Source organism: Holdemania massiliensis (genome assembly GCF_022440805.1).
GTDB lineage: Bacteria > Bacillota_I > Bacilli_A > Erysipelotrichales > Erysipelotrichaceae > Holdemania > Holdemania massiliensis_A.
The window spans coordinates 1,943,014-1,965,302 of record NZ_JAKNTK010000001.1 but is presented as its reverse complement, the minus strand read 5'-3'; the positions used below and the strand labels follow the sequence as shown (position 1 = coordinate 1,965,302).

Here is a 22,289-nt window from a genome sequence, read left to right as displayed (position 1 = left end):
TATGCTTCACTTCGCTTGAATCAAGAAGAAAGCCAGGCTGGAAAGGCATGCCTGGCTGCTTAATCAAGATTAATTGGCGACGATGTTGACGACCTTGCCTTTAATGACAATGATCTTGCGGATCGTCTTTCCTTCGATAAACGGACGGACATTCTCGACCGCCAATGCTTTTTCTTTCAGCTGTTCTTCGCTGGCATCCACGGAGGCCATGAACTTTCCGCGCAGTTTGCCATTGACCTGAACGACGACTTCCGTTTCGTTTTTGACCAGCTTGCTTTCATCATAAGTTGGCCAGCTTTCATAAGCGATGGATTCGGCGCCGGTCAGCTGCTGATACATTTCCTCTCCAATATGCGGGGCAAATGGACTCAGCAGTTTGACAAAGCCTAAAAGCATATTGCGGTTGATCTTTTCCACGCGGTAACAGTCGTTGACAAAAATCATCATTTGGGAAATCGCCGTATTGAAATTCAGCGTTTCAATATCTTCCGTGACTTTCTTTACCGTGAAGTTGTAAATGTAATCCAGCTGCGGCGTCAGCTCATCCGTAATTTTCTCCGGCTGTTCCATGACTAAACGCCAGACACGCTCCAGCCATTTGCGCGCAGCGTCGACACCCTTTTCACTCCATGGCTTGCTGGCCTCTAACGGCCCCATGAACATTTCATACAAACGCAGCGTATCCGCGCCGTACTTTTCAACGATCACATTCGGATCAACGACGTATTCCGGAAAGCGCTTGCCCATTTTAATTCCGTTGGAGCCCAAGATCATTCCCTGATGAACGAGCTTCTGGAATGGTTCCTTCACAGGGACAACCCCTTTGTCATACAGGAAATTGTTCCACATCCGGCTGTAAAGCAAATGTCCGACCGCATGCTCCGGTCCGCCGATATACAGATCTACTGGCAACCAGTGCTTCAGCAGTTCAGGATCGGCCAATTCCTTTTCGTTGTGCGGATCAATGTAGCGTAAGAAATACCAGCTGCTGCCGGCGCTGCCCGGCATCGTGCTTGTTTCACGATGGCCCTTTACACCATCGATTTCAACCTGAACCCAATCCTGTGCTTTTTCCAACGGGGAAGCTCCGCTTTTCGACGGACTGTAATCTGTCAGATCCGGCAGAATCAGCGGCAGCTGATCGTCGCTTAAGGCCACGGTATCACCGTTGTCCAGATGAACGATCGGAATCGGTTCGCCCCAATAACGCTGCCGGGCAAAAATCCATTCCCGCAGCCGGTAATTGACTTTTCGCTCACCGCAGTGATGTTCACTCAGCCAGCTGATCATTGTCTCAATCGCATCCTGCTTGTTTAATCCATTCAAGAAGCCTGAATTGATATGCACACCATCCTGTGTCCAGGCTTCTTCAGCGACGTTGCCGCCTTCCAGTACTGGAATAATTTCCAGACCAAATTTCTTGGCAAACGCATAGTCGCGGTCATCATGAGCCGGGACAGCCATAATTGCGCCGGTGCCATAGGTGGCTAAAACATAGTCAGAGATCCAGATTGGAACAGGCTTGCCATTAACCGGGTTGACGGCGTAAGCGCCGGTGAACACTCCGGTCTTCTCCTTATTCAGTTCCGTCCGCTCGAGATCGGATTTCGTCGCGCACTGCCGCTTGTATTCGTCTACGGCTGCCTTCTGCTCAGGCGTTGTAATCTGATCGACCAGCGTATGCTCCGGCGCCAGAACGCAGTAGGTAGCGCCAAACAACGTGTCGCAGCGAGTGGTGAAGACTGTGAACTGTTCATCATGTCCCTGCACCTTAAAATCGACCAGTGCCCCAATCGACTTGCCGATCCAGTTGCGCTGCATTTCCTTGGTTGATTCCGGCCAGTCAATTTCCTCTAAGCCTTCTAACAGACGTTCAGCGTACTGCACGATGTCGATGACCCATTGGCGCATGTTCTTGCGCACAACCGGATAACCGCCGCGTTCACTCTTGCCGTCAATGACCTCATCGTTGGCCAGCACGGTGCCTAATTCCTCACACCAGTTCACCGGCATTTCAACACATTTGGCCAAACCGCTTTCAAACAGCTGCTTGAAAATCCACTGTGTCCACTTGTAGAACGACGGATCGCATGTTGAGACCTCACGATCCCAATCATAGCTGAAACCCAGCATTTTCAGCTGCTGCTTAAAGGTTTCAATATTCTTTAATGTAAATCCATTCGGGTTATTGCCGGTCTGAATGGCGTACTGCTCCGCCGGCAAGCCAAAGCTGTCAAATCCCATCGGATGAAGGACGTTGTAGCCCTGCATTCGCTTCATTCGGCTGACGATATCCGTTGCGGTATACCCTTCCGGATGTCCGGCATGCAGACCAACCCCGGATGGATAAGGAAACATATCCAAAGCATAAAACTTCGGCTTGGAAAAATCCCAGGCATCCGTCGCAAAGGTTTTGCGTTCTTCCCAGGTCTTTTGCCATTTTGATTCAATACTCTTGTGATCGTAACTCATTGATTTCATCCTTTCTTAAGCAACAAAAAACGCCCTCAATCTAAGGACGTCAGCGCGCGGTACCACCTTAGTTCACAGAAAAGAATCTTCCTGTGCCCCTCTTTTTCCTTTAACGCAGGAATCACGGAACCCTTCTTTTCAGATTCAGCTCCAAGGCCAGTTCATTCTGATCTGCCATCGGTTTTCACCTGCCACCGACTCTCTCAAGGTCAGATTCAAGAATTACTATTCCTTTTCATCGCTTATTCAAGAATAGCAAAATTTGCATTTTAAGTCAATTAAATCTTGCCGAAATCAAAGGGTTTTCATTCATTTTTTCTTTTCTGTGAAAGGTTTTCTTCAGACAGCTTTTTTTCTTATTTATTCGAGGTAAAAATATTCCCGAAAGGCTTTTCAATTGATACCAAAACCGCTACAATAAGAAAATGAACAAGGAAATAAGCATATGCTTAGACAAAAACCAAGATTTGTAGTTGAACTTCCTCATCAATATGATATGATATTTATGTGATCTAGTTTTCAAAACTAGATTGTTGAAGGAGTTGATCTTATGTTTCGTTGGTTTAAGGATGTTCAGGATCCGATCAGCAGCTACACCCACTTTCTCGGCGCCTGCTTCGGCGTCATCGCTACCGCGGTGTTTATTGGAGCCGGGATCGCGAACCAACGATCGCTGAAAACCATTCTGGCCTGCTGCGTATTCAGTGCTTCGATGATTGCCCTGTACAGTGCTTCCAGCTATTATCACACATTAAGTTGGGATCATCCGCATCATACGTTGTTCCGCAAGCTGGATCACTCGATGATCTATGTGCTGATTGCCGGCACTTATACGCCGCTGTGTCTGACATATCTGCCGGGTCAGGAAGGAATTACGTTTGCCGTTGTGATCTGGGCGATTGCCCTGGCCGGCATCATTGCCAAGATCTGCTGGCTGAATGCCCCGCGGATCTTGTATACGCTGCTGTATCTGGCAATGGGCTGGGCAGTGCTGTTTGACTGGAGCGGATTCTCCAAAATGCCTTCAGGATGTCTGATGCTGATCGCACTGGGTGGGGTCGCCTATACCATCGGTGCCGTCATCTACATGATCAAAAAGCCGGATCTGTCGAAGGCCTGGGGGTTTCATGAACTGTTTCATCTGTTCATTCTGCTGGGTTCCTTCTTCCACTTCATCGCTGTCCTGGTCTTTATTCTCCTTTAGCGTTTGAAATCCTTGTACAATCTAAAAAAGTAAAGAAAGAGAGTTCAACTATGATTCGTTTAATTTCTGATTCTTCCACATTGTATTCCATTGAAGAAGGCAAGGCGCTGCCCTGCGACATCACCCCGCTGTGCGTCACCATCAACGGCAAAACTTACCGTGAATATGAAGACATCGATGCCGAAGCTTTTCTGAATCTGATCAAAGCTGGCTACATTCCTTCCTCTTCGCAGCCTTCGATGGGCGAACTGGTCGAGCTGTTTGAAAAATATCCGGAGGATGAAATTCTTGTCATTTCTATGGCCGATGGTTTATCCGGCACCTACCAGACAGCTGAGGCTGCCCGGCTGCATACCGAACATCCTGAACGGATTCATGTCGTGAACTCTCAGACCCTGTGCGGACCGCATCGTTATCTTGTTGATTTAGCCGCACGGCTGATTCACGAAGGCACGCAGATCGAAGAAATTCTGGATACGCTGCAAACGAAGATCGCAACGAGCCTTTCGTTTTTATTGCCGCAGGATTTCAGTTATCTCAAGCGCGGCGGTCGGTGCACGCCGATGGCAGCCGCGATGGGCGGACTGTTAAAACTGCAGCCGATCATGATTCAGGCTGAGGAAGGAAGACGGTTAGAAAAGTTCGGTGTTGGCCGCAGCTTTGATGCCGCAATCAAATCCGTTCTGGGTCATCTGGAAGAACATGTTCAAAAAGCCCGTGTTCAGATCAGCGTATCTCATGCTTTCAACAAAGAACAGGCAGAGAAAATTCTGGCGAAGGTCAAAGATCGTTTTCCTGAAGCTGAATGTGTTCTGTATGACTTATCCTGTGCGTTCATCACTCAGGGTGGACCGCGGTGCATCGCGATTCAGTCGATTGAATTGTAACGATATTTTCAGCCAACGGCGCTAAACTCAATGCGCCGTTTTTTTGACAGTAAAAACTATCGTATCCTCCGCTTTGCAGCATTTAATTTCTATTTCAAGAAGATTCAACTTTTCTTTCTGCTTCCTTCCATTCCAGAAGACAGATTCCAGGAAAAGGTTCATTCCGAATACGGCATGCATGAAATCCAACATCAGATTTCATGCAAATACCCGGAAAACAGGACAAAAGATTGCGCTTTCAAACCAGTCGTTTTATAATTAATTTTGAAATGAGGGATATCACGTGAAAATTGGTTACAATCAAGTCTGCATCAATCCTACCTTCAGTTGTCTGCCGGTCGGATTTCTGACGCAGACCGAACCGCTGAACAAAGTACGCGGAGACTTATACGCCCGATGTCTGCGCATGGAAGACGAAAATCGGGAAGTTATTTTGATTACATTTGATTCACTGGGAATTTCGCAGGATGTTCAGGAACGGATGGAGGAATCGCTGCGGCAGTCGATCGGCGAAGACGCGCTGATCATCTTCAGCTGTTCGCATACGCATTATGCCCCTTCCTTATGCAATGCGCTGGGTTTTATTGAAGAAAATACCCCTTATCTTGAAAGTCTGGATATCAAGCTGCTTAATCTTGTGAGAAACTGTCGGATGAGTGAAGATGCTCCGCTGACCGTGTCCTATCAGGTACGCAACTTTACCGGTGTCGGCCGCTGCCGGTTATCCGGCGGCAGTGATCAATATGTTACCGCCGGCGTCTTAAGCTTCTTTAAAGAAGGACTGCGGATCGGCAACTTCTTAATTTATAACTGTCATCCTACGATTTCAGCCGAGGATGCTGATTATCTGTCATCCGATTATCCAGGCGCAGCCCTGGACATTCTGAAACAGCGGTATCCGAAGGAGTTCTTCCTCTTCTTACAGGGTCCCTGCGGTGATGTTTCAACGCGCTTCACCCGTCAGGCTAAGAATTATGACGAGGTGATCCGGCTGGCGAACGAAATCGCTTCTGCTTGGGAAAAGATGATGAAGCTGACGCCGCGGATGCAGCCGCTGAAGCTAGAGTGGAAGGAACAGAGACTGCCGATTCATAAGACCCTGAAAAAGATCGATCTGGATCAGATGGATACCTCAGGATTAAGCGACAAAGAAATCCGCGAGCTGCATACCGGAGCGAAAATGGTTGAACAATACCGCGGCATGCTGAGTATGCTGCCTGACGAGGTTCGCTTTACCCGCGTTAATTTCGGCCCTTTCCGGCTGATCTTTAATCCGTTTGAGCTGTTCTCAGGGTACATGCAGAATCTCGATTTAAAGAAAGATGTATTGGTCTGTTATTCCCAAGGCTATCTTGGTTATCTGAGCTGCCCTGATAATCAAGATATTTCCTATGAAACAATGATTGAAATTTTAACCAACGAAGATAAACATGCGGTAGCTGAGCTTTTGCGCAGCTGTTAAAGTGATTATAGAAAGTCTTGAAATCCGAAGGATCGCTTCGGATTTTTTTATCCGCTGTTTTATACACAAAAAAGCGAATCGCAGAAAATATTTATTGTAAAACGATAAATATTTATTGATTTTTATATTTCTTCTGTTATAATCAAAGCAGAAATGAGGTTGATAAGATGAATAATCGTAAATTGGCTTTTCTGCTGAAACTGTTTGTTTTCATTTTAGCTGCAATGGGACTTGTCGTTTTTGCACTTGCCATTCCAGAACTGCTGCACAGCTTAATTGAGTTTTACGGCCGAACCTTCAATGAAGAATTGCCGCTGCAGCTGCTCTCCGCTTCAGCCGCGCTCATTCTCTATATTGCGCTGTTCCTGTTTTGGCAAATCTGTACGCGAATTGGAAGGAATCGTTCTTTCTGTACGGAAAACGCGGATGGTTTACGTTGGATCTGCCGCCTGGCTCTGTTTGACACCGCGCTGTGTCTGCTCGGATGTCTGTATGCTCTGGCGATCAATATCCTGCATCCAGCATTGATGTTAGGCGGATTGGGATTAATGACGATGGGTGGGCTCATCGCTGTAGCCGCCTATACCCTGGCCTATCTGGTCACGATTGCCGAACAGATTCAGACTGAGAACGAATTGATGGTGTAGTGAAATGGAAATCAATGTTACTTTAGATGTCATGCTTGCCAAACGCAAAATGAGCGTCACTGAATTGTCGCAGCGCATCGGCATCACCATGGCTAATGTATCCATCTTGAAAAATGGCAAAGCCAAAGGCATTAAGTTTGATACTTTATGCAAGATCTGCGATGTTCTGGACTGTCAGCCCGGCGATCTGCTGGAATTTAAGCGTGAGGACTGAGCATGAGCGAGGCAAATGCAAAGACAGTGCAAAGCGGTAAACCCACGGTTCAGTTTTCATGGACAATGGCCGCCCTTCTCAGCTTTCCCATGGCCTTTCTGTATGTCGGCTATGTGATGGGGTTTGCGGATTTTCGATTGATGACTTATCGCAATCCAGCCGTAATCCTTTTCACCTTGCTTTATATCCTGCTCATCAGTCAGGGAGCTGAGCGGTTAGAGCGGAAAGCTAGTTCGGAAAGCCGGATCTGGGCGGGCTGCCTGCTGCTCACCGCTGCTTCCTTATGCTTCTATCAGCCCGTCAGCTTCTTAGCGCTGTGGCAAATCCTTGCACTGCATCTGGAAGCTGTCTACTGGACGCTTTGCCGAACAGAGTGTTTGATTCATAATCAGACCAGCGGCAGCTTTCTTCTGGAATTCGTCTGGGGTGGTCTGATTGGGCCACTGCGGCGGATGTTGCTTCGAATTCATGTCTTAAGTATAGCTGTACGGGATTATTTGGCTCATCGCAGCGGTCAGAAGCTGAGTCCTGGATTGATTGGACTCTCACTGTTTCTAGCCGGCGGAATTGGGATGTTGGCGTGGAGCTTGTTAAGCGGCGCCGATCCGTTTTTCGCGGAAGTTGCAGCAGCGGCAGGTACTATTCTGTTCAGCGGAGTTTCACCTCAGATCATGCTTACGCTGATCCTCTCCCTGCCGGTTGGCGCATGGTTGTTCGGCTTAGCCGGAGGATGTTTAGCCTCAACGAAACCCTTGTTTTCTCAGTCTCAATGGAAAACAAGCATGGCCCGAATCCAGGTTTTGCCTGCCTTCACAACAGCCTTAGTCCTCAGCGTGCTGTGTTTGATTTACATTTTGTTCTTTGCTGTGGAAGCCTTTGTTTATCTGCGCCTGCTGATCAGCGGAGCCATCACGGTCACCGTAGCCTGTCAATACGCCGTCCAAGGGTTCTGGCAGCTGTGCGGCATCGTGATCCTCAACCTCAGCGTGCTGGCGGCTCTGCGCAGCATCAGTGAAGTTCCCCTACTTACCTCGAAATGGCTGCATGCGGCAGCAAAGTTGTTCTGTCTGTGCACATTCGCCTTTGTGCTGTTGGCCGGGTTTAAGCTGGGTGTTTACACGTTCGTTTTTGGTTTGACACTACGTCGGATCCTGGCTGTCTGGGCATTGAGTGTACTCAGCGCAGCCACCCTGCTTGCTTTTCTTGGTTTATTTCGAAACATACCAGCTGCCCGCTGGACTGTCTTGTACAGCGTCACTAGCTTTACGCTGTTATGCTGCATTCCATTGGAAAACTGGATTACCCTGCTGTAATGAACTTTCTTTCAACGCTGTTATCCTAGCCGATAAACATAAAAGCGTCCTCAACAAGTGGTTAAGATACTTTCGTACGTTGCTGATAAGTAGTTTAATTATACTAATCGGGTCGCAGATAATCTGCGACCTTCTGTTTATAAGTCTATGATTTAAGAATCAAAGGATGCGCATTCTCGTGTTCACCCTCTGCTTTTTTATGTTAAGCAAGGAAATTGTTCAATGCAAGAAAAGCCGGATTGAACAACAGGAGCTAATCTACTACAATCCTTTAGCGTAATTATGGATGTTCATTACCACTTATAAAGATTTTTTCAAAAAGTGATAATAGGCTATTCACTTAACCAACGACAAATATCAATGATTTGTACACCTTCATAAATTAAATTCTTTCGTTTTTAGTAGGCGAAAACCTACAGTCTTTAGACGATAGGAGGAGCCTTGTAAATGGTTAACTATTAACCTTGGCTCTCGATATATTTTTGTATCGTAGCTGATGATACTTCTCCAATGCTACAAGCAAAATAGCCGTCAGACCAAAATATGCGTTTCTTCCAAATCGTGTTTAGATAGAAAATTATAATATTTAGTCCAAAGATAATGAGTTGTTTCCTGTTTAATAATTTTTACAATATCACATACTCTATCTGTTGCGTCATCACCGAGTAAAAAATGTACATGTTCTTTTTCCATTTCTATAGCTATTATTTCCCTAGTATATGCCTTGCATAGTTCTTTGTTTTGTATCGTCCGCAATATGACCTTGAAGTAATTATTTACGATATTTTGTCACGAGCACAATACGTACTTTGAGACTATATTTACGTCTATTATGACAATTATACTCTTATCCATAATCCACCTCAAAATGTTGATTTTCACGGATAAATGCTCTATAATTAACTCAATAGAATATTAATGAAAGGAGGACACGGATGGCACAAATTACAGTTACAGCTAAAATAAAGATAGCTCCAAGTGATGATGATAAAGTACTGCTTACTTCTACTATGTCTACATATACAGATGCTTGTAATTATGTTTCAAACTATGTATTCCAAACACACAACTTAAAGCAGTTTGCCCTTAATAAGGTACTGTATTCTGACCTGCGAGATCGGTTTGGCTTAAAATCTCAAATGGCTCAGTCTGTTTTAAAGACGGTTATTGCGAGATATAAAACCATTCTTGAAAATCAGAATGAGTGGATGAAACCTAATTTTAAAAAGCCACAATATGACCTTGTTTGGAATCGAGATTATTCTCTTACGAAGGACTGCTTTTCAGTTAATACATTAAGTGGTCGTGTAAAGCTGCCCTATTTCACTGAGGGTATGTCTCAATATTTTGACCATAGTATCTATAAATTTGGCACAGCCAAACTTGTAAATAAGCATGGTAAATATTTTTTACACATACCCGTTACTTACGAAGTAGAAGAATGTTCTAATGACGAAATTTGCAATATTGTCGGCATCGACAGAGGTATTAACTTTGTTGTTGCTACTTACGATAGTCAACATAAATCGGGTTTTGTTAGCGGTAAAGCTATAAAGCAAATGCGTGCTCATTATTCTAAACTTCGTAAAGAACTACAGATGCGTCAGACTCCATCTTCTAGACGAAGATTGAAGGCTATCGGGTCACGAGAAAACCGTTGGATGCAAGATATTAACCATCAAGTATCAAAGGCACTCGTGGAATCTAACCCAAAGCATACACTCTTTGTTTTAGAAGATTTAAGGGATGTGCGTTCTGCGACAGAACGAGTTCGCACAAAAGACCGTTATGTATCCGTGTCTTGGTCTTTCTATGATTTAGAGCAAAAACTTGCTTATAAAGCGAAACAGACTCAATCTCTTGTGTTAAAAGTAGACCCTCGTTATACAAGTCAGTGTTGTCCGGTATGTGGACATATTGAAAAGTCGAATCGTAACAAGAAAATACATTTGTTTACTTGCAAGAACTGTAGTTATCAATCCAATGATGACCGTATTGGAGCTATGAATCTATATCGTATGGGAATAAACTATCTTATAGATAGTCAAGTACCTAATAGAGTTACAGCAGAGTAAATCTTTGTTGTAAAGGGTGCCGTCAACCACCCTAGGATGTAACGCCACTTTAGATATCAATATCTATTGGGGTTTAAAGGTCGGAGGCGTAAGCCGTTACTACGACTGGGCAGTTGCAAGCCCACTACCTTTAGGTGGTGGGTAGTTGACATTGATAAGTTTCGTGTCGTGTTCTCGCGATTAATATTTTAGGATAAACATCGCGAATATCCAAGAGTGATGTAATTTTACGAACAAATGTTTTATCATCGGAAATACTATTACTCATATGTTTGTATGGTTTAAGATAATAAATTGACATCATTGAGTGAGTGTGTTTATAATTAAAATGCAAAAGTTAAAGGAAAGGGTGAGCACAATGAAGTTATACGGGAAATTTTGTATTGAAGATAGCTCCGAACAACTGTATATTACAAAACATTGTGCGGAGCCTAATATAAAAACATTTTATGAAAAGACTTATTCCAAGACTGAGAAGTAGTTTTTGACTTGTTCTTATCCATAGATAATTTTTTTATACTCATCGCGTCGCAGACAATGTTTTATCTGCGGCCTTTTGTTTATAGCTGCTATGCTTTAATAAGCAAAGGGCGCACATTCTCGTGTTTACCCTTTGCTTTTTTGCGTTAAGAAAGGAAATTGTCTAATGAAAGAAAAACAGGATTTAACAACAGGAAATGTATCGAAAACGTTAATCCTATTTGCCCTTCCTATGCTCCTTGCTAATCTATTACAATCCTTTTACAGTATTGTCGATATGTTGGTTATTGGCAGAATTGTAGGAGAAACAGGGCTTGCCGCCATCAGTAATGCATCTATGATAAGTTTTATCATCAATTCAATTTGTATTGGCGTTACCATGGGCGGCACTGTATTAGTTGCCCAATTTAAAGGAGCGAATGACGAACAAGGACAAAGTGAAACAGTCGGAACACTATTTACAATATCCCTCATCGCTTCGCTGATCGTTACCATTTTAGGATTACTCGTATATCAGCCTCTTTTTAGGCTGCTAAATGTACCCGCCGTTTCGATGAAGGACGCTTGCGAATATATGCAAATTATTTGCTATGGCACTGTATTTGTCTTTGGCTATAATGCTGTTTGTTCCATTATGAAAGGCTTTGGGGATTCCAAAAGTCCACTTTATTTTATCGCAATAGCGACACTTGTAAACATTGTGCTGGACGTCATCTTGGTTGGATCTTTGGGCATGGGGACAAAAGGCGCGGCTTATGCTACCATTTTCTCACAAGGAGCTTCCCTTTTAATTTCAATCATTCATTTAAAAAGAAACAACTTTATCTTTGATTTTAAGGTACGACACTTTGCGATTAAACGAGAAATGCTAATCGTTATTTTAAAAGTAGGATTGCCTACGGCTATTCAGATGGTAGTTGTCAATATTTCTTATCTTATGATCACCGGTATGCTCAATCATTTTGGTGTGGCGGTGGCTGCCGCATCTGGCGTTGGATTGAAAGTCAACACATTTGCGGGTATGCCCTGTTCGGCAATCGGGCAGGCCGTTACAGCTATGGTTGGGCAGAATATGGGCGCAAATCATATAGAACGCGTCAAAAAGACAACAGAAATAGGAATGTACTTCAATATTATGATTACACTGATCGTAATCCTATTTGTTCAAATATTTGCCAGACAAGTCATTATGCTGTTTAACCCAGTAAACCAGGAAGTGATTGAAGACGGCATACTGTATTTAAGAATATGTTGCGGAATAAACAGCTTGATTTATGCAGTTATGTATACATTTGACTCCTTTGCCATTGGTATTGGCTCCGCCAATGTTGCTATGATAAATGCCCTTTTAGATGCGGTCATCGTCCGGCTTCCTGTAAGCTGGCTGTTGGCTTTCATCGTGAATATCGGATTTTCAGGTGTCTATATCGGACAAGCTGTTTCCCCGCTTTTACCCGCTATCGTTGGTTTGTTCTATTTCAAAAGCCGAGTTTGGGAAAGTAAAAGGCTGATAAACCATTCCGAAAATGAGAAATAGTGATGCTACTTTATAAAAGCATAAGGAAGATAAATAAGGTTTTATATTCACACTGCCTCTGCTGCATAACAAAACAGACATACCGCCGTTTAGACGATACGTCTGTTTTGATTTGTATCCTGGTTGTCAGCTCCCCGGTTTCAGTTTGATGTGAACTGTTTTATAAACAGCTATTCCAGGTTCTGAAAATCCAGCGTGATTGTTCCATCCGCATTCAGTTGAACAGCTTCCTTATCCAGAAAACGCCGCCGGGCATCTGCCAGATAGGCTTGCTGGGAAGCATAGAGCGGCTTAAACTGGGCCATGATTTCCTTGGCTTTTGCAGCCTCATTCTGAAGCAGCTCATCAGCGATAAAGACCAGTGCCTTGGCCGGCATGATGTAGGCTTTTTCCGGATCAACGATCTGAAAATCCTTGCCGTGATAAGCCCCAATGGATCCACTGGAACCTGGCTGGATCGTCGGCAGCACCGCGGACAGATCGCCCATATCCGTACAGCCGGTCCCCCATTGCGTCTGAATCAAAATTTCATCTTCGCTGACAATCCGCTTCATGGCAGCCAGCGCTGCTTCGTTCATCAGCTCGTCATCATGCATCGGGCAATAGCCAGGCCGATCCTGCAGCGTCACCGTCGCTCCCATCGCCGCCACCGATGCCGCAATCGCACGGTTGATCCGACGATTGGCCTGATCAATCGCTTCCAGCGAAGCACCGCGGACATAGCTTTCAATCTTGACTTCATCCGGAATCGCATTGACAGCTTGTCCACCTTCGGTAATGATCGGATGGAAACGGATATGCTCGTCGTCACGGAAGGTCTCACGCATTGCATTGACCGCCTGCAAGGCCTGCATTGCCGCATACAGCGCGTTAATGCCCTTATCCGGAGATCCGCCCGCATGCGAAGCCAGCCCATGCACCGTAATGTTTTTAACGATGCAGCCATTGTTGCCATGCGCCAGCTGATAGACATGCTTCAAGCACGGATCGTCAAAGGTATGAATCAGTACACACAGATCGACATCTTCAAAATAACCGCGGTTCATAAATTCAACCTTGCCGCCGAAAAATTCGATCTTCCCTTCAGCCCGCAGTTTTTCCCGATATCCGACTTCAATCAGCTCCTCAGCCGGTACGGCCATTAATCGAATCGAACCGCACAATCCATCCAGAACCCCCGGCTCTTTCAGCGCCGCCGCGGCTCCCACAAGACCCGCTGCCTGGGCATGATGGCCGCAGGCATGAACCGCCTTCGTCTGCGGATCACAATCCGGATGTTCCGCACAGATTAAAGAATCCAGCTCGCCCATGATGCACAGCTTCGGTCCCGGCCGGCCGGTTTCCAGATCGGCATAAAAGCCCGGAATGCCTTCCGGTTTGACCAGCTCATAACCCAGGTCGGTAAAAATCTGTTCCAAATAAGCGCTTGTTTTCCATTCTTTGAACCCGGTTTCCGGATGTTTCCAGATCACTTCGGCCGTTTTGCAGATAAGCTGGGCTTGTTCCTCAACCGCAGCGTTTAAGACTTCATTTCGATTCATTCAGGTTTCTCCCCCATTCTTTTCTTTATTATACCGCTTCTGCTTCCCACAAAGAAGCCGCAATCCTCAATCAAGTTGAAAAAAATGATCAGATCGCTTACACTTAATCGAAAGAGAAGGAGAGATCAGCTCATGTATTGTATGGAAACAAGCTGGCCTGAGGTTCAGGCTTATTTTAAAACCAACGACTGCGTCATGATCATCACCGGAAGTCTGGAATGTCATGGCGTCCACAATCCGCTGGGCGTAGATACGCTGGTGCCGCAGGCCCTGGCTCAGCGGATTGAAAAGCAGAGCGAAATTCTGGTGCTGCCGGCCCTGCCGTTTGGCTGCTGTGATTATCTGAAAGGCTATCCCGGCACGGTCAGTCTCAGCAGTGAAACATTGCGCTGCGTTGTCCAGGAAATCGTCAACAGCCTGCGCACTCACGGTGCCCGCCGGTTTCTTTTTCTGAACGGTCATGGCGGCAATTTGCCGGCTTTGGAACAAGTCGCACTGCGGCTGAATACCCAGGGTGATCTGGGCGTCATCGCCAACTGGTGGCAGATGGCCAAAGAGATCGATCCGGCCTGGGGCGGAGGCCATGGCGGCGGGGAAGAAACAGCGGCGATGTTGGCGATTTGTCCGGAAACCGTGCATCCCGAACGGTACCGGGATTCCATTTTAAAACCTGTCAGCGAAAACATTCAAACGACTGGCTTTAAAACTGTTCAGTTTCACGGTGTTACCCTGACGATGCCCCAACCTATTTCTGTCCTTTGCGATAACGGCTGGACGGGACCGGATCATCCGCAAACCGCAACTGCCCAATGGGGTGAAGCGATGCTGGAAGCCATCAGCCAGCTCCTCGTTCAGCTGATCAGCGAACTGAAAACCGTACCGCTGAAGGAGTGTTATGAAGACCAATAATCCCTTTATCTATTCCGATGACAACAAGCGTTATCATACCTGGAACTATTATCTGCGCCATCAATTCGGAAAAAAGGTGGCCAAAGTTCCGTTAGACGGCGGCTTCACCTGTCCTAACCGCGACGGTACCTGCGGTACAGGCGGCTGTACGTTCTGCACCCGCTCTGGCAGCGGAGAGTTTGCCGGAGATCGGGCTGAACCGCTGCTGAGCCAATATGCTAAAGGTCAGGCAATGATGCGTCATAAATGGCCGGACGCCGACTTTATCCCTTATTTTCAAGCCTATACCAACACCTATGGCCCCCTCAGCAAAATTCAGGACTGTCTTATCCCGTTCTTAGACCGGCCGGAAGTCGCAGCCATTGCGATTGCCACCCGCGCTGACTGTCTTGAACAGGAGAAAATTGACTGGCTCGCCCAGTGCTGTGCAAAGAAGGAAATCTGGCTGGAGCTTGGCGTTCAGAGTGTTCATGACCGCACTGCCCGGCAGATCCACCGTGGTCATGACTATGCCCAAGTCGTTGAAACCGTTACCCGCTTAGCCCGCACGCCGCTTAAAATCTGCGTTCATCTGATCAACGGACTGCCGGGTGAAGACGCTGCGATGATGTTGGAGACCGCATGTCAGATCAATCAGCTGCCGATCCATGCCGTCAAGCTTCACATGCTTCATCTGATGCAGGATACGCAGCTGGCTGACACATACATGCAGCAACCCTTCCCACTTTTGACACGCGATGAATACGTCGCGATCGTCGTGGATCAGCTGGAACGGCTGCGTCCGGAAATCATCATCCAGCGGCTGACCGGCGACGGCGCTGGTGAAGCGCTGATCGCTCCGGAATGGACAAAGAAAAAGACAATCGTCCTCAATGAAATTGACAAGCGGATGGCAAACCTCAATACATGGCAGGGAAAGCTGGTGTCCAATGGCCGATAACATCAATACTGTCAATCACCGTTGGATTCGGGAAGCCTTTGACCATGTTGAATTTGCCATCGATGCCACCTGCGGCGGCGGCAACGACACCGTTTTTCTGGCGGCGCTGGCAACCGAGGTGCTGGCGTTAGATATTCAGGCGGAAGCGGTAACCAAAACCCGCAAAAAAGCCGCAGCTTTCCCCAATGTCACCGTGGTGCAGGCCAATCATGCCGAGCTGACGCGCTGGACAGACCATCCGGCTGAGATTATTGTTTTCAACTTCGGATATCTGCCTCATTCCTGCAGTCCGATGATTACAACCCCCAAGACTACCTTGCCCGCCCTGGATGCCGCGCGGTCTTTATTGAAACTCGATGGTTTGTTGTCTCTGGCCTGCTATCGTGGTCATGCAGGCGGCATGGAAGAGTGGCAGGCGATTGTCAGCTGGATCGAACAGTTGGACTCCTCCTGGAGCGTCCGCACCTATACCGACGGACGGCCGCAGGCGCCGATTCTGTATCATCTGCGCCGGATGGAAAATACATCATTTCCATTGAAAAAAGAATCCTGACCGCGAGGATTCTTTTTAATTGAATACTATGATTTTACGCCGCAGCAATTCCTGCCAAGCGCAGAAATCACGTTGCGCGATCAGCAGCGCAATGCCCTGATTTTTCTTAGGATCCAGCCGTTGATGAATTTCCTGCGGACTTAGCCAAACCGGATCCGCCATCATCGCCTGTTCCATCGCCGTCAGATTTCTCGGCAGGAAGCCCGCTTCACAATGGGCTGCGAAAAACGTGCTGTGATTGCGCCGCTGCAGCCGATGATATTCATCTTCGATCCAGCCCAATTCAACCCAATCCCGCAGCATGACGCCCAGTTCTTCGCGGGCTTCCCGAAGCATTGCCTGAGCTGGACTCTCTCCCCTTTCAATTCCGCCGCCGCAGCTTTCCAGATGATCACGCTGGCCAAACTCATCTTCTCCCTTGACATGAATCATCCCAACTTTCCCTTGCGGATTGATGACAAACACCCGCGCTGTTTTGCGCAGAGTTAAAATCGGCTGTTCTGGATCGACTGTATCTTCAAAAACGCCAAGACACCGCATGCCTTCTCCTCCTTCTTCAAATCAAAAAAAGAACATCCGAAGATGTCCTTATCAGAATTGATTCGATCTCTTGGGGGGGATCTATTATTGTTTGAATGGGTGGGGGAAAAACAATAACAGATGAATCAATCCAGGTCCTTCGACCTGATAGAATCTTACTGAATTTACGCTTCGTTGTCAATACAAATTCTGAAAAAAGGCTTAACTAAACGGTTTTTATAGACACTTTACGGATTTTGTATAAATTTTATTTCCGACATTCCTGAATAAAAGATTCAAAGATTGCTCTATGACACGGATCTGTTATCAACCGTTCAGGATGCCACTGCACGGCCAGAATCTGATCTTTTTCAATCGCTTCGGCCAGGCCATCCTCGCTCCAGGAAGAAACGACAAATCCATCCGCAACCTGATCAATATTCTGATGATGATAGCTGTTGACCGCATGGCGTGAACCAAACATAGCGTACAGCTTCGTCCCCTCGACAAACGTGTTGTCATGAAACGTCGCATCCATGGCCGGCTTCGGCACCGCCTTGTGCTGCTGATGGCCGGCTGCGCGCATCGCTGGATACTGGGTATTGAGATCCTGAATCAGCGTGCCTCCAAATGCGACATTGATGCTCTGAATCCCCCGGCAGATGCCTAAGATCGGTTTTCCCTTGGCGGCAAACAGCTGAATCAGCCTGAGATCCAGCGTATCCAGGCGCGGATCTGTCAGCTCCAGTGAAGGATGAGCCGGCTGATGAAACAGCGCCGGATCCAGATCCTCCCCACCTGTCACCATCAAACCGTCAAAGCGCTCTGCAATCATCTTATAATCTTCATCATCACCATAGGTGACCAGGACGGGAATCCCGCCGGCCTGCGCAATCGCATCAAAGTAAGTCTGATTGTCAAAGATTCGCGTCTGTCCGTCAAAATCGCCGCTTCGGGCAGTCAGAGCAATCATCGGTTTCTTCATTTCTTTATCCTCATTTCTATTCTTCTGTTTCATTATAATCAAAGATTAAAAAAAATCACACATTTTAACACAATTTCGACATATTTCGCCTATACTTCTTTGGTATATTTATACCAGCAAGAGAAAGAGAAGACCTCTTGCCTGTACGATAACCTCTTCTCCTACGAACTAACATAATATCCCCTTTAAAAATTATCGTACAGAACATTCTATCCCCTTATAAACAAGGAAAAAGGCCTTTTGGAACGGAGGCCTTTTTTCTTGGCTTTACTCATCGCTGCGCGCCCAGCGCAGCAGCAGCCAGGCGATCATCACCAAGGAAATCACCGTGCCCCAGCGTTCAATATCCACCACATACCCCAGTGAGCGTATACACCAGCCGATCAGAACACTGCGCAGTAACCGCGCGGTTCCATCGCTGAGCAGAAACGGAATCAGCGCCATCTGCGTCATGCCCGCCAGATACGCCAACAGAAAATCTGGGATCGGGGTTACCCCGCCGATAAACACAGCCAGCACGCCATAGCGGTCCATCAATTCTTTCCCGGCTGCAATCTGCTTCTCGCTGGCAAACTTTCTGAGCACAGCCTGCTGAGCCTGGCGTGCGATCTGATAGCCGATCCATCCGCCCACAGCTGTCCCCACCGCGCCTTCCAGCGCATACAGCAGCCAGCCATCCGGGTTTTTCAGAATCAGCGGAATCAGCACAACCTCCAGTGAAGGCAGCGGCAGAAACGCCTTGAAACAGGCATACAGTACAAGTCCGCCGTTTTTGATCCATTCCAGAACGCCGATAGGCATCCTCCTCCTTAGTCCATGAGTTCCCTCAGGTCTTCAATTATATGATCCGGAGCGAAGGAATATGCCGCCGCGGCCTGCCGATCATGAACGCCGGTCGTCACTAAGATCGTTTCAATTCCAGCCTGAACGCCGCATAAGATATCCGTTTCCATGTTATCGCCAACGATGATGACGTCCTCTTTCTGCAAGCCCAGATAGGCCAGAGCGCCGGTGATGATGGCTTCATGGGGCTTGCCGATTTTGACCGCTTCCCGGGAGCTGGCATATTCCATCAAGGCGACAGTCGAACCATTGCCGCAGTTGGCTCCCTCTTCACTCAGCAGAATCCGGTCATTGTTAGTGCCGACCAGAATTGCCCCCGCCAGCACCTGACGCAGCGCCAGTGAATATTTTTCCCAGGTTCCTTCCTTATCCAATCCAATAAAGACCAGATCCGCGTGATCCTGAACTAATTGATAACCATTGTTCAGCAGGGCTTCGCGCAGACCCTCAGCACCGACCATATAGGCCCGTTTCTTTTCCGGAAAGCGGCGGATCATCGTATCGCTCGCCGCCATCGCCGAGGTATAGAAATGCTTCGGTTCAATTCCCCGATAGCCCATTTTTAACATGTGATCGGCAGCCTGGCGCGGTGTCCGGCCGGAATTGTTCGTCAAAAATAAGAAAGGAAGATGTTCCTTTAAACAATGATCAACAAAGACTTTCGCCCCTTCAATGATCGCTGTACCGCGATACATCGTGCCGTCCAAATCCAACAGGTAGCATTTTTTTGTCATCCTCTTTCGCTCCTTTACTTTACCTTGGACAGCGTATCATAAAGTCCCTCGGCTTTCAAGCAAAAGAAAAGCCGGATGAGCCCCGGCTGAAAGCTTATTTCTGCATTCCTTTTTTAAGCGGTCCGCGAACTTTTTTAAACATCAAAATCAAGACAATCGCCACCAAGGCAAAGGCGGCGACTACCAACAGAGCCGGATCACAGCCGATTGCTTCTGACAAACTGCTGCAGAACACCGGCATGACTAACAGGGAGATGCCCATATAGACGCTCATCGCCGCCATCTGACCGCTGGATTTCAGCTTTTCCGAAATGATCTCATCAATCATCAGCTTGGAACTGATAATGATGATTGGAAAGGTAACCATCTGAAAGACGGCCGCCGCGATCATCCACCAGGGATTCTGGATCAGACTGTACACGATAAAGCGAACGCCGAACAGTACGGAAGCGCCCAGCATCAGATTGGCCGGATCATATTTCTTCATCAGTTTATCCCCGACTAACAGGATCGGAATCTCCATTAGCGACTGCAGTCCCCATTTTGCCCCGACGTGAAAGCTGGTTCCGCCGATCGCCATCACCTTGTCGACAACGATATACATATCAGCCGTGCCCATACCAAACAACACCAACAGTATCAACACCAGCAGGATATAGGCCTTATTTTTAACGAGTTCTTTTAAATCCGCAAGCTTGACAACCTTGCCGCTGGCCCGCTTGGCATCCTCCTGATTCCAGGCAAAATAGAGCGCTGCCCCACTGCTGAAAAAGACCAAAACGGCAATCACCGGAAAATCCAGCCAATTTAACAAGATCGCAGCGGCCCAACTGCCGATCGCCCAGCCAAAGGCTCCCCAGGCATGGATGCGGCTATATACCGGCTTGGTTTCATCAATCTGCAGCACCCAGGTATCTTCCAGCCCCTGCCAGGTTCGGGCAATGCCGCCGGTCAGCGAAATCATCGCCAGTAAATACCAGAACTGCGGCCAGCGAAACCCAAACAGCACGACATCTCCGACAAAGAAGATGCCGAAGCTGATTAAGAAAAACCAGCGGCAGCCTTTAAATTTATCGGAGAGATAGCCGAACAGGAACTGTGTCACCAGCGTTGAGATTGCCATGCCGGACAGAATGATTCCCTTCTGCACACCTTCAAAACCCATCGATACCAGATAGGGAATGGTCTGCGTCGTCCCGATCGCTCCGGCTGCATAAGAAAACAGAAACAGCCCGTTAAAACGGGCGGCAGTTGATTTTTTCTTCATAATCCACCTCGGATTTAGTGTTCCCCCACGCTTTAGTATCATTCACAGCCATTCCGTAAATTCCCCAGATTTCGCGATTCTTTTTACCGTAAGCTTATGATAAAATAGAGTGACGAAAGGAGTTCTCATGAAGAAAATCCTGAAAATAATCTTAATCGTGCTGCTTCTGCTTGCCGGAGCAGGCGTACTTTATCTGGACGCCACAGAGATCGCCCCCAAACAGATCCGCATCCGAACGGAAACGATAAGTTCCGAAAAGATTCCGGAAGCCCTCAGCGGACTGCAAATTTTATTTTTCTCCGACGTTCATTATAACGCCTTCGTTGACGAAGCCCGGCTGGAAGCTTTGATTTCCAAAATTGACAGCGTGGGGGCCGATGTGATTTTATTCGGCGGCGATCTGTTTGATCATCCTGCCAACCACTGGCCTGATGATCAGACGATGGATACACTGAAAGGGGCTTTAACCCAGCTCAAAGCGCCGTTGGGCAAGTTCGCAGTCTTAGGCAACCATGATCTGGAATCCCAGAGCAGCGCGGACATGGTCAGTCATTTGTTGTTTGAAGCGGGCTTTGAGGTGCTGAATAACCAATCCGTCAAAATCCGCAACCGCGGAACGCAGTCGATCTCTTTAGTCGGCTTGGAAAGTGAAATGCTGGGCAACCCGAATCCGGAAGCGGCCTATCAGAACATTTCTCCGGACAGCTTTACGATTGCCTTATGCCATACCCCGGATACGGTTTTGCAGCTGCCGCAGGATCAGACCGATCTGATGCTGGCAGGACACAGCCACGGCGGTCAGGTCTATATCCCCTTGTTAGGAACCTTTTATCGGGCTAATTATGCGGAGATTTACTATCGCGGCAAGCATCAGGTCGATGATATTCTCTTAGATATTACCAATGGTACCGGCACTACGCGCATGGATGTGCGTCTGTTCTCTCCGGCCGAAATTGTTGTTTATCGTCTTGTTCATGCCGAACCTGTGCCAAGTGAGGTTCCGGTTGAGGATTCCGAGCCGGGCAACGACGGGAATTCCACTGAGCAAGATCCGAATGATGCACCCGAAGAACCGCAGGATCAGCCGGAAGAAAACCCCCAGGAATAGCTTGTAACATAACCAAAAGTAAAAGAAACGCAGCGAATGGATTTAGCGAACAAACCCGTCAAAGCGTTTCTTTTTTCTTCGGGTTTAGAGGAGCAGCCATGATCCACTCCTCCGCGTTTTCCTTAATAATCTGAAATCCCAGTTTCTGATAGAGCTGAGCGGCAAAATTCGCCTTCTGAACCGATAAGGAAACTTGGGAATAACCCGATTCCTGTAGCTGAATCAACAGGGTCTTAAGCAGTTTCGTCCCGATTCCCCTGCCCCGATATTGCTCAAAGACAGCGATCGCCAGCGAAGGCGTTTGTTCGTCAAGATGTCCGTAATCGTTCATGATCCGCGTCCAGGCGCAGCCAGCCAAGCGCCCTTCTACTTCCGCGGCCAAAGCAAAGTCGGCTTTTCCTGATCCAAAATTTTCAACATAGACCTGCAGCTCAGGTTCATGGATCACTGCCCGCTCAGGTTTTGGCGTTCCCGGCGGAACAAAAATCGCTTCATAGAGAAAATCTGTTAACTGCGGATATTCATCTTTTCTTAGTTCACGAATTGTCACTTCCATATTTATCCTTCTCCTCTTTTCTTATGCGATTTTTGCTCTATGC

The 22,289-nt window shown here is 47.3% G+C and carries 20 protein-coding genes, 1 pseudogene and 1 other annotated feature; of the genes and pseudogenes, 12 read left to right on the top strand and 9 right to left on the bottom strand.

The window, feature by feature from the left end:
- Positions 1-69 precede the first annotated feature (69 nt).
- On the bottom strand, positions 70-2,472 hold the full coding sequence (gene leuS, locus MCG46_RS08955) for a leucine--tRNA ligase (RefSeq protein ID WP_240279501.1): 2,403 nt from the start codon (positions 2,470-2,472) through the stop codon (positions 70-72).
- A gap of 39 nt (positions 2,473-2,511) precedes the next feature.
- Positions 2,512-2,720, bottom strand: a binding site (T-box leader).
- Between the two features lie 302 nt (positions 2,721-3,022).
- On the opposite strand from leuS, the gene trhA reads away from it, so the two are divergent.
- From trhA to MCG46_RS08925, 6 genes are all read left to right on the top strand, one after another.
- Positions 3,023-3,676: a PAQR family membrane homeostasis protein TrhA gene (trhA, locus tag MCG46_RS08950; protein ID WP_020223421.1), complete on the top strand. Its 654-nt coding sequence runs from the start codon at positions 3,023-3,025 to the stop codon at positions 3,674-3,676.
- A gap of 50 nt (positions 3,677-3,726) precedes the next feature.
- The gene (locus tag MCG46_RS08945) at positions 3,727-4,563 is read left to right on the top strand and encodes a DegV family protein (RefSeq protein WP_020223420.1); all 837 of its coding nucleotides are present in this window, start codon (positions 3,727-3,729) and stop codon (positions 4,561-4,563) included.
- Positions 4,564-4,846: 283 nt separating this feature from the next.
- Positions 4,847-6,025, top strand: a complete 1,179-nt coding sequence (locus MCG46_RS08940) for a hypothetical protein (RefSeq protein ID WP_020223419.1) — start codon at positions 4,847-4,849, stop codon at positions 6,023-6,025.
- A 167-nt stretch (positions 6,026-6,192) separates the two neighbouring features.
- A complete protein-coding gene (locus MCG46_RS08935; protein WP_020223418.1) occupies positions 6,193-6,672 on the top strand; it encodes a DUF2975 domain-containing protein in 480 nt (159 codons plus the stop codon).
- Between the two features lie 4 nt (positions 6,673-6,676).
- Positions 6,677-6,886, top strand: coding sequence for a helix-turn-helix domain-containing protein (locus MCG46_RS08930; RefSeq protein ID WP_020223417.1), 210 nt, complete (start codon positions 6,677-6,679; stop codon positions 6,884-6,886).
- 2 nt (positions 6,887-6,888) lie between these two features.
- A complete protein-coding gene (locus tag MCG46_RS08925) occupies positions 6,889-8,199 on the top strand; it encodes a DUF4153 domain-containing protein (protein WP_240279499.1) in 1,311 nt (436 codons plus the stop codon).
- Positions 8,200-8,657: 458 nt separating this feature from the next.
- Here the strand turns inward: MCG46_RS08925 and tnpA are convergent.
- A pseudogene (tnpA, locus tag MCG46_RS19630) lies at positions 8,658-9,001 on the bottom strand (IS200/IS605 family transposase).
- A gap of 133 nt (positions 9,002-9,134) precedes the next feature.
- Between tnpA and MCG46_RS08915 the strand changes: the two are divergent.
- Both MCG46_RS08915 and MCG46_RS08910 read left to right on the top strand, forming a co-directional pair.
- On the top strand, positions 9,135-10,274 hold the full coding sequence (locus tag MCG46_RS08915) for a transposase (protein WP_240279497.1): 1,140 nt from the start codon (positions 9,135-9,137) through the stop codon (positions 10,272-10,274).
- Between the two features lie 646 nt (positions 10,275-10,920).
- On the top strand, positions 10,921-12,291 hold the full coding sequence (locus MCG46_RS08910; protein WP_240279495.1) for an MATE family efflux transporter: 1,371 nt from the start codon (positions 10,921-10,923) through the stop codon (positions 12,289-12,291).
- A 170-nt stretch (positions 12,292-12,461) separates the two neighbouring features.
- Here the strand turns inward: MCG46_RS08910 and MCG46_RS08905 are convergent, their stop codons facing one another.
- Complete coding sequence (locus MCG46_RS08905; RefSeq protein ID WP_240279493.1) at positions 12,462-13,832, bottom strand: amidohydrolase; 1,371 nt, start codon at positions 13,830-13,832, stop codon at positions 12,462-12,464.
- A 132-nt stretch (positions 13,833-13,964) separates the two neighbouring features.
- On the opposite strand from MCG46_RS08905, the gene MCG46_RS08900 reads away from it, so the two are divergent.
- Genes MCG46_RS08900 through MCG46_RS08890 form a run of 3 tightly spaced genes read left to right on the top strand, consistent with a single transcriptional unit; the run spans position 13,965 to position 16,234 of the window.
- Positions 13,965-14,741 (top strand): creatininase family protein, encoded by a 777-nt coding sequence (locus tag MCG46_RS08900; protein ID WP_240279491.1) that lies wholly within the window; start codon positions 13,965-13,967, stop codon positions 14,739-14,741.
- A complete protein-coding gene (locus MCG46_RS08895; RefSeq protein ID WP_240279488.1) occupies positions 14,728-15,681 on the top strand; it encodes a TIGR01212 family radical SAM protein in 954 nt (317 codons plus the stop codon). Before MCG46_RS08900 ends, MCG46_RS08895 begins: the two co-directional genes overlap by 14 nt.
- Complete coding sequence (locus MCG46_RS08890) at positions 15,671-16,234, top strand: class I SAM-dependent methyltransferase (protein ID WP_240279486.1); 564 nt, start codon at positions 15,671-15,673, stop codon at positions 16,232-16,234. Before MCG46_RS08895 ends, MCG46_RS08890 begins: the two co-directional genes overlap by 11 nt.
- 15 nt (positions 16,235-16,249) lie before the next feature.
- Here the strand turns inward: MCG46_RS08890 and MCG46_RS08885 are convergent, their stop codons facing one another.
- The 5 genes from MCG46_RS08885 to MCG46_RS08865 form a co-directional block, all read right to left on the bottom strand.
- Positions 16,250-16,774 (bottom strand): NUDIX domain-containing protein, encoded by a 525-nt coding sequence (locus MCG46_RS08885; protein ID WP_240279484.1) that lies wholly within the window; start codon positions 16,772-16,774, stop codon positions 16,250-16,252.
- Between the two features lie 247 nt (positions 16,775-17,021).
- A complete protein-coding gene (locus MCG46_RS08880) occupies positions 17,022-17,738 on the bottom strand; it encodes a gamma-glutamyl-gamma-aminobutyrate hydrolase family protein (protein WP_240279482.1) in 717 nt (238 codons plus the stop codon).
- Between the two features lie 267 nt (positions 17,739-18,005).
- Positions 18,006-18,539, bottom strand: coding sequence for a YqaA family protein (locus MCG46_RS08875; protein ID WP_020223409.1), 534 nt, complete (start codon positions 18,537-18,539; stop codon positions 18,006-18,008).
- 8 nt (positions 18,540-18,547) lie between these two features.
- Complete coding sequence (locus MCG46_RS08870) at positions 18,548-19,315, bottom strand: HAD-IIA family hydrolase (protein WP_240279480.1); 768 nt, start codon at positions 19,313-19,315, stop codon at positions 18,548-18,550.
- Between the two features lie 94 nt (positions 19,316-19,409).
- Positions 19,410-20,582 (bottom strand): MFS transporter, encoded by a 1,173-nt coding sequence (locus MCG46_RS08865; protein WP_240279478.1) that lies wholly within the window; start codon positions 20,580-20,582, stop codon positions 19,410-19,412.
- Positions 20,583-20,709: 127 nt separating this feature from the next.
- On the opposite strand from MCG46_RS08865, the gene MCG46_RS08860 reads away from it, so the two are divergent.
- Entirely contained in the window at positions 20,710-21,690 is a 981-nt protein-coding gene (locus MCG46_RS08860; protein ID WP_240279476.1) for a metallophosphoesterase, read from the top strand.
- A gap of 58 nt (positions 21,691-21,748) precedes the next feature.
- Here MCG46_RS08860 and MCG46_RS08855 read toward each other — a convergent pair whose 3' ends face one another.
- Complete coding sequence (locus MCG46_RS08855) at positions 21,749-22,246, bottom strand: GNAT family N-acetyltransferase (RefSeq protein ID WP_240279474.1); 498 nt, start codon at positions 22,244-22,246, stop codon at positions 21,749-21,751.
- Between the last annotated feature and the right edge of the window lie 43 nt (positions 22,247-22,289).

Coding starts and splice junctions, on each gene's coding strand:
- MCG46_RS08875 (WP_020223409.1), bottom strand. CDS start 18,539: ATGCCTATCGGCGTTCTGGAATGGATCAAAAACGGCGGACTTGTACTG.
- MCG46_RS08915 (WP_240279497.1), top strand. CDS start 9,135: ATGGCACAAATTACAGTTACAGCTAAAATAAAGATAGCTCCAAGTGAT.
- MCG46_RS08885 (WP_240279484.1), bottom strand. CDS start 16,774: ATGCGGTGTCTTGGCGTTTTTGAAGATACAGTCGATCCAGAACAGCCG.
- MCG46_RS08910 (WP_240279495.1), top strand. CDS start 10,921: ATGAAAGAAAAACAGGATTTAACAACAGGAAATGTATCGAAAACGTTA.
- MCG46_RS08905 (WP_240279493.1), bottom strand. CDS start 13,832: ATGAATCGAAATGAAGTCTTAAACGCTGCGGTTGAGGAACAAGCCCAG.
- MCG46_RS08895 (WP_240279488.1), top strand. CDS start 14,728: ATGAAGACCAATAATCCCTTTATCTATTCCGATGACAACAAGCGTTAT.
- MCG46_RS08925 (WP_240279499.1), top strand. CDS start 6,889: ATGAGCGAGGCAAATGCAAAGACAGTGCAAAGCGGTAAACCCACGGTT.
- MCG46_RS08865 (WP_240279478.1), bottom strand. CDS start 20,582: ATGAAGAAAAAATCAACTGCCGCCCGTTTTAACGGGCTGTTTCTGTTT.
- MCG46_RS08930 (WP_020223417.1), top strand. CDS start 6,677: ATGGAAATCAATGTTACTTTAGATGTCATGCTTGCCAAACGCAAAATG.
- trhA (WP_020223421.1), top strand. CDS start 3,023: ATGTTTCGTTGGTTTAAGGATGTTCAGGATCCGATCAGCAGCTACACC.
- MCG46_RS08880 (WP_240279482.1), bottom strand. CDS start 17,738: ATGAAGAAACCGATGATTGCTCTGACTGCCCGAAGCGGCGATTTTGAC.
- MCG46_RS08855 (WP_240279474.1), bottom strand. CDS start 22,246: ATGGAAGTGACAATTCGTGAACTAAGAAAAGATGAATATCCGCAGTTA.
- MCG46_RS08945 (WP_020223420.1), top strand. CDS start 3,727: ATGATTCGTTTAATTTCTGATTCTTCCACATTGTATTCCATTGAAGAA.
- MCG46_RS08935 (WP_020223418.1), top strand. CDS start 6,193: ATGAATAATCGTAAATTGGCTTTTCTGCTGAAACTGTTTGTTTTCATT.
- MCG46_RS08870 (WP_240279480.1), bottom strand. CDS start 19,315: ATGACAAAAAAATGCTACCTGTTGGATTTGGACGGCACGATGTATCGC.
- MCG46_RS08900 (WP_240279491.1), top strand. CDS start 13,965: ATGTATTGTATGGAAACAAGCTGGCCTGAGGTTCAGGCTTATTTTAAA.
- leuS (WP_240279501.1), bottom strand. CDS start 2,472: ATGAGTTACGATCACAAGAGTATTGAATCAAAATGGCAAAAGACCTGG.
- MCG46_RS08890 (WP_240279486.1), top strand. CDS start 15,671: ATGGCCGATAACATCAATACTGTCAATCACCGTTGGATTCGGGAAGCC.
- MCG46_RS08860 (WP_240279476.1), top strand. CDS start 20,710: ATGAAGAAAATCCTGAAAATAATCTTAATCGTGCTGCTTCTGCTTGCC.